Raw genomic sequence first — 14,935 nt, forward strand, 5'->3', positions numbered from 1 at the left:
ACTTGGGGGCTGCGCCCCCAGGCCCCCCTTTTCGGCCTGGACGGCCTCGTCCTCAAACGCCGGACGGGCCGAAAACCCCTCTGTTGTTGCGCCGCATGGGTGGGGTTCGGTGGCGTTCACGCCGTGTCGTCGCTCCGGAGGGCTGTCCCTCCCCTTCAGTGGCCCCATACATCTGATCAGCTCCATATACCGCCAATCGTGATCAGAACCGGCCCAGCCCCGGAGGTTGCAGTGATGTCCCACGACGGCGTCGGACTGCGCGCGGTGATGCGCTCGGTCGCCTTCCTCACCGCGGGCGCGCTCGCGGTACCCGCCCTCGCCGCGTGCAGCGCCGAGGACCAGGCGGGCAAGCCCCTCGCCGGGCAGGACATCGCGCCCGCCGCACGCGACCTGATCGCGGACGGCGGCACCCTCCACTGGGCCGTCGACGCCGTCCCGGAGACCCTCAACGCCTTCCAGTCGGACGCCGACGCGGGCACCTCCCGGGTCGCGGGGGCCGTCCTGCCCTCCATGTACCGGCTCGACGCGATGGGCCGCCCGCAGCGCGACGCGGACTACCTGGAGTCCGCGAAGGTGGTCGATCGCGAGCCCAAGCAGGTCGTGCTCTACAAGCTCAACCAGCAGGCAGTGTGGAGCGACGGCCGGGAGATCGGCGCCGCCGACTTCGCCGCCCAGTGGCGCGCCCTGTCCGGCAAGGACACCGCGTACTGGACCGCCCGCAACGCCGGCTACGAACGCATCGAGAAGATCGAGCGCGGGGCGAACAACCTGGAGGTCAAGGTCACCTTCAGCAAGCCGTACGCCGACTGGAAGGCGCTGTTCTCGCCGCTGTACCCGAAGGACGTCATGGGCTCCCCGGACGCCTTCAACGACGGCGCGCGCCGGAAGCTGAAGGCCACCGCCGGCCCCTTCACGGTGAAGAAGGTCGACCGCAAGGACGGCGAGGTCACCCTCACCCGCAACGACCGCTGGTGGGGCCGCCCCGCCAAGCTCTCCGAGCTGGTGCTGCGTGCCGTACCGCGCGAGAAGCGGGCCGCCGCGCTCGCAGCCGGGAAGCTGGACCTCGCCGAGATCGACCCCGGCGAGGCCGAGCGGATCACCCGAGCCGCCCGCGACAAGGGCAGCACCCCCTTGCAGGGGCCCGGCGCCGCAGGCCCGCCCGCCAAGGCGCTGCGGTCCTGGGCACTCGCCCACGGCTCCGACGAGGAGGCCGCCGCCGACGAGAAGAGTGCGCGCGGGAAGCGGCAGAAGGCCATCACGAAGTACGCCGACCAGCAGTCGGCGCTGCGCGGCTTCGTGGTCCGCAAGTCCCTCGAACCCGCCTACACGCAGCTCGCCCTCAACGGCGGCGAAGGGCCGCTGGCCGACGAGCGCGTGCGGCGGGCCGTGGCCCGCGCGCTCGACCGCAAGGCGCTCGCCGGGGTCGTGCTGAAGCCGCTGGGACTGCCCGCCGTTCCCGTCGGCAGCCATCTCGCGCTCGCGGGGCAGCAGGCGTACGCCGACAACAGCGGGGCCCTCGGCGGGCAGGACACCGCGGAGGCGCAGGCGCTGCTCTCCGACGCCGGGTGGGTGCCCGGCGGGCCCGTCAAGGAGAAGGACGCGGCGAAGACCAAGAAGGCGGCCGGGTCCAAGGCATCCGGCAGCAAGGGCTCCGGCGATTCCTCGGACGACTCCTCGGGCGATGACGGCACGTACATCGTCGGCGAGGACAACAAGCCGTCCGAAGCCGGCCAGGAGAAGAAGAAGGACCCCAAGGACCACACGAAGAAGCACAGCGAGAAGCACGGCTCGAAGCACTCGGGGCAGCATGCCGAGGAGCAGGCGGGCAAGCAGCTGGACGGCAAGCAGTACGCGCACAAGCCCGCCAAGCAGGGGGGCGCGCCCGGGGCGTACGCCCCCAAGGGCACGGCGGCGCCCGGGGGTTCGGCGGCCAAGGTGCTCGCCAAGGACGGCAAGCCGCTGACCCTGCGGTTCGTGCTGCCCTCCGGGCCCGGGTCGGAGTCCCTGCGGGCCGTCGCCGACCGCATCGCGGGCATGCTGCAGCGGATCGGCATCCGTACGGAGATCTCCAAGGTCTCCGACGACAGCTACTTCAAGGACCACATCGCGTCCGGGCAGTACGACCTGGCGCTGTACTCCTGGCCGGCGTCCGCCTTCCCGGCGACCGACGCGCGGCCGATCTTCGCGAAGCCGGTGCCCGCCGCCGACGGTTCGCTGAGCGTGGAGCAGAACTACACGCGCGTCGGCACGGATCGGGTCGATCAGTTGTTCGATCAGGCGGTTGCCACGCTGGACGAGGACGAGTCGCGGGACCTGGTCCGCAAGGCCGACGCCCGCATCTGGGCCGCCGCCGGCTCGATCCCCCTCTACCAGCGCCCCCAGCTCACCGCCGCCCGCCCCGACCTCGCCAACGCCGGCGCCTTCGGCTTCCAGACCCCGGTGTACGAGGACATGGGCTTCCTGAAGAAGACGACGAAGCCTTCGGCGAGCGCTTCGCCCAAGTAGGAGGCCCCGCCACTGTGCCCACTCGTCCCGCTGGGCGACGAGTGGGCACAGTCACAGCGGCACGATTGCCTGGAGTGACGCGGCTTCGCCGTCCCTCTCCGGACCGCCCGGAGGGCCCTGCGGAGGCCGGGTCTGTCAACGCCACGTACGATGGGGTAAGGCCGAGGCGTGTTCAGCCCGGCAGGCCCCGCGCAGCGGAGGCCGTCCACTCACTCCGGGAGAAGCGCCTCAATATGGCCACGCGCCACGACATCCGCAACGTCGCCATCGTCGCCCACGTCGACCACGGCAAGACGACTCTCGTCGACGCCATGCTCAAGCAGGCCGGTGCCTTCGCCGCGCACGCCGCCGAGTCGCTCGACGACCGCATGATGGACTCGAACGACCTGGAGCGTGAGAAGGGCATCACGATCCTGGCGAAGAACACGGCGGTCAAGTACCACCCGAAGGATGGCGGCGACGTCATCACGATCAACATCATCGACACCCCCGGCCACGCCGACTTCGGTGGTGAGGTCGAGCGCGGCCTGTCGATGGTGGACGCCGTCGTGCTCCTTGTCGACGCCTCCGAGGGCCCGCTGCCGCAGACCCGCTTCGTGCTGCGCAAGGCGCTTCAGCAGCGTCTGCCGGTCATCCTGTGCATCAACAAGACCGACCGCCCGGACTCCCGGATCGACGAGGTCGTCAACGAGACGTACGACCTCTTCCTGGACCTGGACGCGGACGAGGAGCAGATCGAGTTCCCCATCGTCTACGCGTGTGCGCGTGACGGTGTCGCCTCGCTGACCAAGCCGGAGAACGGCACGGTCCCGGCGGACAGCGACAGCCTGGAGCCGTTCTTCTCCACGATCCTCCAGCACGTCCCGGCCCCGTCGTACGACGAGGCGGCCCCCCTCCAGGCGCACGTCACCAACCTGGACGCCGACAACTTCCTCGGCCGTATCGCGCTGCTGCGCGTCGAGCAGGGCGAGCTCCGCAAGGGCCAGACGGTCGCGTGGATCAAGCGCGACGGCACCATCAGCAACGTACGCATCACCGAACTGCTGATGACCGAGGCGCTCACCCGCAAGCCCGCCGAGATGGCCGGCCCCGGTGACATCTGCGCCGTCGCCGGTATCCCGGACATCATGATCGGTGAGACCCTCGCCGACACCGAGAACCCGATCGCGCTGCCGCTCATCACGGTCGACGAGCCCGCGATCTCCATGACCATCGGCACGAACACCTCGCCGCTGGTCGGCCGCGGCGGCACCGGCAAGGGCGCCTCCGCCAAGGCCGCGGTCAAGGACCGCAAGGTCACCGCGCGCCAGGTCAAGGACCGCCTGGACCGCGAGCTGATCGGTAACGTCTCCCTCCGTGTGCTCGACACCGAGCGCCCGGACGCCTGGGAGGTCCAGGGCCGTGGTGAGCTCGCGCTCGCCATCCTGGTCGAGCAGATGCGCCGCGAGGGCTTCGAGCTGACCATCGGCAAGCCGCAGGTGGTCACCCAGGAGATCGGCGGCAAGACGCACGAGCCGGTCGAGCGCATGACGATCGACGTCCCCGAGGAGCACATGGGCGCGGTCACGCAGCTCATGGGCGTCCGCAAGGGCCGCATGGACAACATGTCGAACCACGGCTCCGGCTGGGTCCGTCTGGAGTTCGTCGTCCCCTCCCGCGGCCTCATCGGCTTCCGTACGGAGTTCCTGACGGGCACCCGCGGTACGGGCATCGCGCACTCCATCCACGAGGGCCACGAGCCGTGGTTCGGCGAGCTGAAGACCCGTAACAACGGCTCCCTGGTCGCCGACCGCGCCGGTGCCGTCACCGCGTTCGCGATGACGAACCTCCAGGAGCGCGGTGTGCTGTTCACCGACCCCGGCACCGAGGTGTACGAGGGCATGATCGTCGGCGAGAACTCGCGCGCCGACGACATGGACGTGAACATCACCAAGGAGAAGAAGCTCACCAACATGCGCTCCGCCGCCGCCGACTCGTTCGAGGCGATCGTCCCGCCGCGCAAGCTCTCCCTGGAGCAGTCCCTGGAGTTCTGCCGCGACGACGAGTGCGTCGAGGTGACCCCGGAGGCCGTGCGCATCCGCAAGGTCGTCCTGGACCAGAAGGAGCGCGGCCGCACCGCGAGCCGCGCCAAGCACGGCTGATCACCGCCGGCCGGCCCGGCTTGTCGCCGTAGGCCGATCCACTGATCGACCGTCAGCTGATCCACAGTCAGCTGGCGCGACGTCTGCAGAGCCCGGGCCTCCCCGCGATGGGGAGGCCCGGGCTTTTTGCAACCGGTTTTTCGACCCCGGGTGTCCGGAATCCGGAGCGCCTCGCCCGGTAGATATGCAATACGTCCGTTTCGCGGGCATCTTGCGAGGGTCCTGCTGTCCAGATCTTGGAAGATGTACGGCTCAGCTGTGACTGAACCGAGACCTCGCGACGCTGGTCGGTCACTGGCGCATGTCCGATAGTTAGCCGCGTAACGCTCGGGTCAATGGGTCACGCGCTGTGGGGACAGCGCCGACTCACGAGCACAGTGGGGTGTCCGGCCCTCCGTCAGGGGTGTCGGAGGTTCGCCGGAAACCCCTCCTGTCCGTGCACCGGTGTCCGTGCACCGGCTGAGTCATGAGGAGGCATCACATGCCTACTACGCGTGTCCGTATGCGAGTTGTCGCACTCAACGCGCCGCCGCTCGGCGACCGATAGGCATCCGTCTCTCCTGATCCGCATGGCCCGGTCCGCGACCGTCCACCTCCTGTGGCGGCCGTCGGCTCGGCGTACCCATGAATGGACGCATCATGACGAGTCCGATCGAGATCGAGGGCGCGGAAAACCCGGCAGAGGCGGACCGGAAGGCCGAGGCGAAAGCCCCCGAGCCGCCCAGGACGCCGGAGGGGCGCTCGCCCGGCCGGCTGATGTGGCGCCGGTTCAAACGGGACCGCAGCGGTGTGGTCGCCGCGTACGTGGTGTTCTTCTTCTTCCTGGTGGCGGCCCTCGCTCCGCTGATCTCGAAGCTGTACGGCAAGAACCCGTACACCCTCTACGGCCAGGACGACCCCACCCTCCTGAACGACTTCAACATGCCCTCGGGCCCCAACGGCGGCATCACCACGGAGTACTGGTTCGGGATCGAACCCACCCTGGGGCGCGATGTGTTCACGCAGCTCCTGTACGGCATGCGCACCTCGCTGTACACGGCGCTCGCGGCGACCGTCGCGATGGTGCTCATGGGCGTCGTGATCGGCCTGGTCGGCGGCTACTTCGGCGGCAGGGTCGACTACTGGCTGGGCCGGCTCACGGACTTCCTGCTCGCCTTCCCGCAGCAGCTGTTCCTGATCGCGGCGATGCCGGTGATCACCGCGGTGTTCGTCGCCCCCGACGAGGAGACCCCCACCTACATCCACGCGGTCGCGATCATCAGCGTGCTGTGGTTCCTCGGCTGGATGGGGCTGGCCAGGCTGGTCCGGGCGGTGACTCTCTCGCTGCGCGAGCGGGAGTTCGTCGAGGCCGCACGGGTCGCGGGCGCCTCGCCCTGGCGGATCATCCGCAAGGAACTGCTGCCCAACCTCGTCACACCGATCCTGGTGCAGGGCACGTACATGCTGCCCAACACCATCCTCTCGGTCGCGTTCCTCTCCTTCGTGGGCGTCGGCTACTCCGAGCCCACCCCGGACTGGGGCCGGATGTTCGCCATCGGTTCGAACATCTACGAGCAGGACCCCGTCTACATGTTCTTCCCGGGCATCGCCATGGTCGTCTTCGTCGTGGCGTTCAACCTCCTCGGCGACTCCGTCCGGGACGCCTTCGATCCCAAGACGGGCCGCTGATCGCTCGAAATGGATCACTAAGCACGGTCACTACTCACAGGCAGGTGACTCGACTCCATGAGCATCCTCAGTTCCCGCACCACGCGGACGGCCGTCGTCGCCGTGGCGGCCGGCGCCCTGGCGCTGGCCGGCTGCAGCAAGAGTGACAGCGGCGGCGACACCGGCAAGAGCAAGAACAAGAAGGAAGCCGCCTCGCAGGCGACGGCGGTGAAGATGGGCACCGCACAGGATTCCACCGGTCCCGCCGAGGAGGTCACGGGTGCCAAGTCGGGAGGAACGGTCCAGGTCTACGAGGAGGACGACTTCTCGCACCTCGACCCGGGCCAGATGTACGTCAGCGACGCGGGACTGCTCGCCAAGCTCATCTTCCGCGGCCTGACCACCTACAAGGAGGACGCCAAGGGCCATCTCACCGTCGTGGGCGACCTCGCCACCGACCCCGGCAGGATGTCGGACGGCGGCAGGACCTGGACGTACACCCTGAAGAGCGGGATCAAGGACGAGACCGGCCATGTGATCGACGCCAACGACATCCGGCACACCTTCGAGCGGCTCTACGACCCGTTCATCACCGACGGCCCCACCTACATCCAGCAGTGGCTGTCGGGCGCGGGCACCACCTACCGCAAGGCGTACGCAGGACCCTTCAAGGGCAAGCACCTGCCGGACACCGTGCTCGCGACCCCCGACGACAAGACGGTCGTCTTCCACTTCGGCGTCCCGCAGCCCGACCTGCCGCAGGCCCTCACCATGGCCGGCTACTGCGTGGTCCCCGAGAAGACCGACACCAAGGCCAAGTACGACACCAGGCCGGTCGCCGTCGGGCCGTACCGGATCTCGGAGTTCAAGGCCGGCAAGAACGTGAAGCTGGTCAGGAACCCCAACTGGGACGCGAAGACCGACCCGATGCGCCACCAGTACGTCGACGGCTTCGACATCGACATCAACCACGACGACGAGGACCAGACCAAGACGCTCCTCGCCGACCGCGGCGACGCCAAGAACGCCGTCATGTTCACCGGCCAGGTCGCCACGACCCAGGTGCAGAAGGTCGTCAGCGACGCCGCCGCGATGAAACGCACGGTCCAGGGCTACGCGCCGTACGTGTGGCAGATGAACTTCAACCTCGACCGCATCAAGGACAAGCGGATCCGCGACGCGATCACCTACGCCATGCCGGCCACCGCCGTGTACAAGGCCGACGGCGGCGCGTACGGCGGCGAGGTCGCCGACAACCTGATGTCGCCCACCACCCCGGGCTACCAGAAGGACTTCGACCCCTTCGACCGCGCCAAGCACCCCAACGGCGACATCGCCCGGGCCAAGAAGCTGATCGACGAGGCCGGCGCCAAGGGCAGGAAGATCGTCTACGGCTATGCCAACATCCCCGTCCGCCAGCAGCAGGCCGTGCTCGTCGAGAACGCCCTGTCGAAGATCGGCCTGGACGTCCAGAAGAAGGAGATCGACGCCGCCACCTGGTACGAGGAGGTCGGCAAGGTCAAGAACGGCCTCGACATCTACATGACCGGCTGGGGCCAGGACTGGCCGTCCGCCTCCACCGTCATCCCGCCGGTGTACGACGGCACACAGATCCAGGACGGTTCGTCGAACTACTCGCACATCAACGACGACCACGTGAACTCCGAGATCGCCCGCATCCTGAAGATCACGGACACCGCGGAGGCCACCAAGGCCTGGACCGCGCTCAACCAGTACATCAGCACCAAGGTCAACCCCGCGTCGCCGATCTACTACACCAAGGTGTTCCAGCTCGCCGGCTCCAACGTCGGCGGCCTGCGCTACTCCACGGTCATCAGCTACACCGACCCCACCCGCATCTTCCTGAAGAGCTGAGCCGGCCATCCCGGGGGCACGCCTTCGCGGGCGCGCCCCCGGGACCCGGACCCCCGTCCCCGGCCGCCGTTCTGGGAGCAGCGTTCGCCATGCTTCGATTCCTTCTGCGCCGGACGTTCGGCGCGATGCTCATCCTCCTGCTGATCAGCGCCTTCACCTTCTTCATGTACTACGCCATCCCGCAGGACCCGGCGACGCTCGCGTGCGGCAAGAACTGCACACCGGACGCGCTGGCGATCATCCACCGCAACCTGGGGCTGGACCAGCCGGTCCCGGTGCAGTACTGGAAGTTCCTCGTCGGGATCTTCGCCGGGCGCGACTTCGCGGTGGGGCACTGTCCGGCGCCCTGCTTCGGGGTGTCCTTCCGCGACCAGCAGATGGTCTGGTCCACGATCATGGACCGCTTCCCGCTCACCCTGTCCCTCACCGTCGGCGGCCTGATCGTCTTCCTCGTCGTCGGCCTCGGCACCGGTCTCATCGCCGCCCGCTTCCGCGGCACCTGGCTCGACAAGACCTTCAGCAGCATCTCGCTCGTCCTCAGCTCGATGCAGATCTACTTCCTCGGCCCGGTCGTCCTCGGCATCTTCGTGTACAGCACCGGCCTGCTGGACAAGCCCAAGTACGTGCCGCTCACGGAGAATCCGGCCCAGTGGTTCGCGGGCCTGCTGATCCCCTGGCTGGTGATGTCCGTGATCTTCACGGCCAACTACACGCGCATGGCGCGCTCGGCGATGATCGAGCAGCTCCAGGAGGAACATGTGCGCGCCGCCCGCGCGAAGGGCATGACCGGCCGGTACGTCTTCTTCCGGTACGCCTGGCGCGGCTCGCTCATCCCCATCGCCACCATCCTCGGCATGGACCTGTCCGCGCTGCTCGGCGGAGCCGTCGTCACCGAGTACACGTTCGGGCTCGCGGGCATCGGACGGCTCGCCGTGGAGTCCGTCGTCGGCAAGGACCTGCCCAAGCTGATGGGCGTGATGCTCTTCAGCGCCGCGTTCATCCTCCTGCTCAACGTCATCGTGGACGCCCTGTACGCGGTGATCGATCCACGCGTACGTCTGTCGTAGACGCGCGAAGAAGGCCACCGTGGAAGCGACCACGTGGCCCCACTGGAGAAGAAGGCGCCGTGACCACACTCACCAAGCCGGAGGACGCCTCGGCCCCCGACGGTTCCCGCGCGTTCCTCGCGGTCCGCGACCTGCATGTGCGGTTCTCCACCGAGGACGGTGTCGTCAAGGCGGTCGACGGGCTCTCCTTCGAGGTGGAGCGCGGCTCGACGCTCGGCATCGTCGGCGAGTCGGGTTCGGGTAAGTCGGTGACCAACCTGACCGTGCTGGGCCTGCACAACCCGGTGTCGACCACCGTCGAGGGCGAGATCGTCCTCGACGGCAAGGAGCTGATCACCGCCACGGAGAGCGAGTTCGAGAAGCTCCGCGGCAACAAGATGGCGATGATCTTCCAGGACGCGCTGACCGCGCTGTCGCCGTACCACACGGTGGGACGGCAGATCGGCGAGCCGTTCCGCAAGCACACCGGGGCCTCAAGGAAGGAGGCGCGGCAGCGGGCGGTGGAGATGCTGGAGAAGGTCGGCATCCCGCACCCCGCACAGCGCGTGGACGACTACCCGCACCAGTTCAGCGGCGGTATGCGCCAGCGCGCGATGATCGCGATGGCACTGGTCTGCAACCCGGACCTGCTGATCGCCGACGAGCCGACCACCGCCCTCGACGTGACCGTCCAGGCGCAGATCCTCGATCTGCTCAAGGACCTTCAGCAGGAGTTCGGTTCGGCCATCATCATGATCACCCATGACCTCGGGGTGGTCGCCGACATGGCGGACGACCTGCTCGTGATGTACGCGGGCCGGGCGGTCGAGCGCGGCACCGTCCGCGAGGTGCTCAAGTCGCCCCGACACCCCTACACCTGGGGGCTGCTCGGCTCCATGCCGCGTCTGTCGGCGGACGTCGACGAGCCGCTGACACCGATTCCGGGCGCGCCGCCGTCGCTGCTGAACCCGCCCTCGGGGTGCCCGTTCCATCCGCGCTGCGCCTTCCGGCTGGAGGTCGAGGGCCCCGACCGCTGCGTGGACGTGCGCCCGGAACTTCCGCCGGGGCGCGGCTCCGCCTGCCATCTCACCCCGGAACAGAAGAACCGGATCTTCACCGAGACGATCAAGCCCCGGCTGGGCTGAGGAGACTGACTGTGCACGAGGAGAAGAGCGAGGCAGAGGCCGTGGCGGTGGCGGACGTGATCCCCGGGCAGCGGGACGTCGATCCGGACGAACCCCTCATGAGTGTGCGCGACCTGAGGAAGTACTTCCCGGTGAAGGGCGGCTTCCCCATCCGCCGCACGGTCGGCCAGGTACAGGCCGTGGACGGCATCTCCTTCGACGTCCTGCCCGGCGAAAGCCTGGGCCTGGTCGGGGAGTCGGGTTGCGGGAAGTCCACGACGGGACGGCTGCTGACCCGTCTCCTGGAGCCCACCGAGGGCACCATCTCGTACCGCGGGAAGGACATCAGCCGGGCGACCCGCCGCCAACTGGCCCCGATCCGCTCCGAGATCCAGATGATCTTCCAGGATCCGTACGCGTCGCTGAACCCTCGGCAGACGGTCGGCACGATCATCTCCGGCCCGATGGAGATCAACGGCATTCAGCCGCCCGGAGGCCGCGAGGCCCGCGTACGCGAACTGCTGGAGACCGTCGGCCTCAACCCCGAGCACTACAACCGCTTCCCGCACGAGTTCTCCGGCGGCCAGCGCCAACGCATCGGTGTGGCAAGGGCGTTGGCGCTGTCACCCAAGCTGATCGTGGCGGACGAGCCGGTCTCCGCCCTCGACGTCTCGATCCAGGCGCAGGTCGTCAACCTCCTCCAGGAGGTCCAGCGCGAGATGGGCATCGCGTTCGTGTTCATCGCCCACGACCTCGCCGTCGTACGGCACTTCTCGCACCGCGTCGCCGTCATGTACCTCGGCAAGATCGTGGAGGTCGCGGACCGCACGTCGCTGTACACCCGCCCCCGCCACCCCTACACCCACGCCCTGATGTCCGCCGTCCCCGACGCGGACATCGACGCCGAGAAGAAGGAGCGCATCCGCCTGGAGGGCGACGTCCCCTCACCCATCGCCCCTCCGTCGGGCTGCCGCTTCCGCACCCGCTGCTGGAAGGCCCAGGACAGGTGCGCGGCCGAGGAACCCCCGCTCATCCGTCTCTCCGGCAACCACGAAGGCCACCTGACCGCCTGCCACTTCCCCGAGGACCCGACGATCGAGGCACGCGCCGAGGACATCGTGCTGGACCCGGCGCTGGCGGCATTGGAGAAGGAGACCGAAGAGGGCTAGCGGGGGTCCCCTGCCTTCCCGTATCGCCGGAAGGCTCCCGTTTCGACCGTCCACGTCTCGGGACCGTTCGCGCGCATCTGCGCGTAGTCCATGCCCTCAGGGTAGCGAGACCGGGGCCTCACGCCCTGGTCAAGACGAAGGCCCGCACAGCCCCGAAGGGTGCGCGGGCCTTCTGTTTCCCCAGGAACTGGGATTCGGGCTCGGGTCAATGGGCCGGCGAAAGCCAGTTCCGTCGGCCGCGGCTGACGGTGGAACGGGGTGTGTCAGGCCGCTGCCTCGGGGTCCTTGGAGAGGCGGGGTGCCGGGATGGTCTCCGCGGTCTCAGGGTAGTGGCACGCCGTCAGGTGGCCCTCACGGTTGCCCTCGACCTGGACGAGCGGCGGCGCGTCCGTGGCGCACTTCTCCGTCGCCTTCCAGCAGCGGGTGCGGAAGCGGCAGCCCGACGGCGGGTTGAGCGGCGAGGGCACGTCACCGACGAGCCGGATGCGGTCGCGGGCCGGGACGTCGTCCGCCGTCGCCTCGGGCACGGCGGACAGCAGCGCGCGCGTGTAGGGATGGCGCGGGTTCTCGTACAGGTCGGCCCGGTCGGCGATCTCGACGATCTTGCCGAGGTACATGACCGCGACGCGCTGCGAGAAGTGCCGGACGATCGCGAGGTCGTGGGCGATGAACACGAACGCGATGCCCAGGTCCCGCTGGAGATCCTGGAGCAGGTTGACGACCTGTGCCTGGATGGAGACGTCCAGCGCGGAGACCGGCTCGTCCGCCACGATCAGCTTCGGCTCCAGGGCGAGCGCGCGGGCGACGCCGATGCGCTGGCGCTGGCCGCCGGAGAACTCGTGCGGGAAGCGGTTGTAGTGCTCCGGGTTGAGGCCCACGGTCTCCAGCAGTTCGCGGACACGCTTCTCGCGGCCGCCCGCCGGGTCGATGCCGTTGATCTCCATCGGACCCGCGATGATCTTGCCGACCGTCTGTCGCGGGTTCAGCGACGCGTACGGGTCCTGGAAGATCATCTGGATCTCGGAGCGGACCGGCGCGAGCTGGCGGCGGTTCGCGTGCGTGATGTCCTGACCGCGATACGAGATCTTGCCCGCGGTCGGCTCCAGGAGACGCGTGATCAGGCGGCCCGTCGTCGACTTGCCACAGCCGGACTCGCCGACCAGGCCGAGGCTCTCGCCCTCGGCGACCTGGAAGTCGAGCCCGTCCACGGCCTGGACGGCCCCGACCGTACGACGGATCGGGAAGCCTCCCTTGACCGGGAAGTGCTTGGTCAGACCGGAGACGTCCAGGAGGGGATTGGTGCTGCTCATGGTGGTGAAGTCCCGTCTCTTTACGTCAGTTGGCCCGAGTGGCGGCGAACTCGGCGAAGAACTCGCCCTTCTGTGCCGCGCTGAGGTGGCAGGCGCTGCCACGTCCGTCCACGATCTCCAGCGCCGGCTGCTGCGAGGAGCACAGCCCGCCCGAGACCTTCTCCGCGAAGGTGCACCGCGGGTGGAAGCGGCAGCCCGTGGGCGGGTTCAGCAGCGAGGGCGGCGAGCCCGGAATGGGCGACAGGGGCACGTCGACCGGCCCCTCAAGGCTCGGCATCGAGCTCAGCAGGCCCAGTGTGTACGGGTGCTGCGGGCGCCGCAGCACCTCCTTCTTGGTGCCGCGCTCCACGCACCGGCCGCCGTACATCACCAGGACGTCGTCGGCTATGTCGGCGATCACGCCGAGGTCGTGGGTGATGAAGATGATCGCGGTGCCGAACTCCTGCTGGAGGTCCTTGAGCAGGTCCATGATCTGGGCCTGGACTGTCACGTCGAGCGCGGTGGTGGGCTCGTCGGCGATCAGCAGCTCGGGGTCGCAGACAAGGGCCATCGCGATCATCGCGCGCTGGCGCATACCGCCGGAGAACTGGTGCGGGTAGTCGTCCACCCGGATGTCCGGCTGCGGGATCCCGACGCGCGTCAGCATCTCGATCGAGCGCGCCCGGGCCTCCTTCTTGGAGGCACCCGTGTGCTTGCGGTACGTCTCCGAGATCTGCGCGCCGATTGTGTGGTACGGCGACAGGGAGGCCAGCGCGTCCTGGAAGATCATGGACATCTTGTTGCCGCGGAGCTGCTCCAGCTCCTTCTCCGTGGCGGTGATGAGCTCCTTGCCGTCGAGCAGGATCTCACCGTCGAGAGCGGTGTTGCGGGGGTCGTGCAGGCCCAGGACCGCCATGTTGGTGACGGACTTGCCGGAGCCGGACTCGCCCACGATGCCGAGGGTCTTGCCCTTCTCCACGTCGAAGGAGAGCCCGTCGACGGCCTTGACGACACCGTCCTCGGTGGAGAAGTGGACGCGCAGGTCGCGCACGGAGAGGAAGGGGGTGGTCATGAGGTCTCTCCTTAAGCGAGGCGCACGCGCGGGTCGATGAGGGCGTACAAGGCGTCGACGATGATGTTGAAGACGACGATCGCGCCCGCGGCGACCAGGACGACACCGAGCAGGATCGGCAGGTCGTTGGTGCTGACCGCCTTGACCGAGAGCATGCCGAGCCCCTGGAGGCTGAAGGTCGACTCGGTGATGATGGCGCCGCCGAGCAGCACACCGAGGTCGAGACCGAAGATCGTGACGATCGGACCCATCGCGCCGCGCCAGGCGAAGCGGAAGAAGACCGTACGGCGGGACATGCCCTTGGCGCGCGCCGTGCGGACGTAGTCCTCGCTGAGGACCTCGACCATCTGGGAGCGCGTCATACGCGTGTAGTTGGCCGTCCAGATCAGGGAGAGCACGATCCACGGCACCAGCAGGCCCTTGGCCCAGGCCGCCGGGTTCTCCGTGAAGGGGGTGTAACTGGCACGGTCGAGCAGGTGCCACTGGTCGACGAGCAGCCAGGTGGCGAGGACACCGACGACGTAGATCTGCATCGAGGACGCGATCAGCGAGGCGGAGCTGGCGATCTTGTCCACGGCCTTGCCCTGCTTGACCGCGGCGAGCATGCCCGCGCCGATGCCGAAGACGAGGTAGATGGCCGAACTGCCGAGCGACAGCGACAGGGTGGTCGGGAAGCGGTCCCCGATGGTCTGGAGGACCGGCTGATCGTTCTGGAAGGAGTAGCCGAGGCACGGGGCCGGGCAGTGGCCGAAGTGCGTGTAGTCACGTCCTACGAAGATGCCCTTGAGCCAGTCCCAGTACTGGACGGGAAACGGATCGGCGATCCCCAGGTTCTTCCGCACCAGCTCCAGTGTTTCGGGGGTGCAGGCCTTGCCGCAGGCGATGCGGGCGGGGTCGCGCGGGGCGGCGTAGAACAGGACGAACACGATGGCGCTGATGATCACGAGGATCACCGCGGCGCCGAGGATTCGTCGAACAAGGAAGCGGAGCATGGCAGTGGGTTTTCCTGACGGATGCCGAAGGGGGAAGAGGGGCGGGGCTGGCGATCTTGTCCACGGCCTTAGATC

Annotated in this window: 10 protein-coding genes; 7 read left to right on the forward strand and 3 right to left on the reverse strand. The window is 68.4% G+C overall.

Features of this window, described 5'->3' with window-relative positions:
* Positions 1-234 precede the first annotated feature (234 nt).
* From ACN6LB_RS26355 to ACN6LB_RS26385, 7 genes are all read left to right on the forward strand, one after another.
* Complete coding sequence (locus tag ACN6LB_RS26355) at positions 235-2,505, forward strand: ABC transporter family substrate-binding protein (protein ID WP_445028090.1); 2,271 nt, start codon at positions 235-237, stop codon at positions 2,503-2,505.
* Between the two features lie 233 nt (positions 2,506-2,738).
* Entirely contained in the window at positions 2,739-4,646 is a 1,908-nt protein-coding gene (gene typA, locus ACN6LB_RS26360) for a translational GTPase TypA (protein WP_445028091.1), read from the forward strand.
* A 639-nt stretch (positions 4,647-5,285) separates the two neighbouring features.
* Positions 5,286-6,314: an ABC transporter permease gene (locus tag ACN6LB_RS26365; RefSeq protein WP_445028092.1), complete on the forward strand. Its 1,029-nt coding sequence runs from the start codon at positions 5,286-5,288 to the stop codon at positions 6,312-6,314.
* A gap of 57 nt (positions 6,315-6,371) precedes the next feature.
* Complete coding sequence (locus ACN6LB_RS26370) at positions 6,372-8,168, forward strand: ABC transporter substrate-binding protein (RefSeq protein WP_445028093.1); 1,797 nt, start codon at positions 6,372-6,374, stop codon at positions 8,166-8,168.
* Between the two features lie 89 nt (positions 8,169-8,257).
* On the forward strand, positions 8,258-9,235 hold the full coding sequence (locus ACN6LB_RS26375) for an ABC transporter permease (RefSeq protein ID WP_356136814.1): 978 nt from the start codon (positions 8,258-8,260) through the stop codon (positions 9,233-9,235).
* Between the two features lie 59 nt (positions 9,236-9,294).
* Entirely contained in the window at positions 9,295-10,359 is a 1,065-nt protein-coding gene (locus ACN6LB_RS26380) for an ABC transporter ATP-binding protein (RefSeq protein ID WP_356136816.1), read from the forward strand.
* 98 nt (positions 10,360-10,457) lie between these two features.
* Positions 10,458-11,507, forward strand: a complete 1,050-nt coding sequence (locus ACN6LB_RS26385) for an ABC transporter ATP-binding protein (RefSeq protein WP_445028135.1) — start codon at positions 10,458-10,460, stop codon at positions 11,505-11,507.
* 263 nt (positions 11,508-11,770) lie between these two features.
* On the opposite strand, the gene ACN6LB_RS26390 is transcribed toward ACN6LB_RS26385, so the two are convergent.
* The 3 genes from ACN6LB_RS26390 to ACN6LB_RS26400 are packed head-to-tail and all read right to left on the reverse strand — an operon-like array spanning position 11,771 to position 14,860.
* Entirely contained in the window at positions 11,771-12,817 is a 1,047-nt protein-coding gene (locus tag ACN6LB_RS26390; protein ID WP_445028094.1) for an ABC transporter ATP-binding protein, read from the reverse strand.
* Between the two features lie 25 nt (positions 12,818-12,842).
* Positions 12,843-13,868, reverse strand: coding sequence for an ABC transporter ATP-binding protein (locus ACN6LB_RS26395; protein WP_445028095.1), 1,026 nt, complete (start codon positions 13,866-13,868; stop codon positions 12,843-12,845).
* An 11-nt stretch (positions 13,869-13,879) separates the two neighbouring features.
* The gene (locus ACN6LB_RS26400; protein WP_445028096.1) at positions 13,880-14,860 is read right to left on the reverse strand and encodes an ABC transporter permease; all 981 of its coding nucleotides are present in this window, start codon (positions 14,858-14,860) and stop codon (positions 13,880-13,882) included.
* Between the last annotated feature and the right edge of the window lie 75 nt (positions 14,861-14,935).

This window comes from Streptomyces sp. SAS_270, from assembly GCF_052543295.1.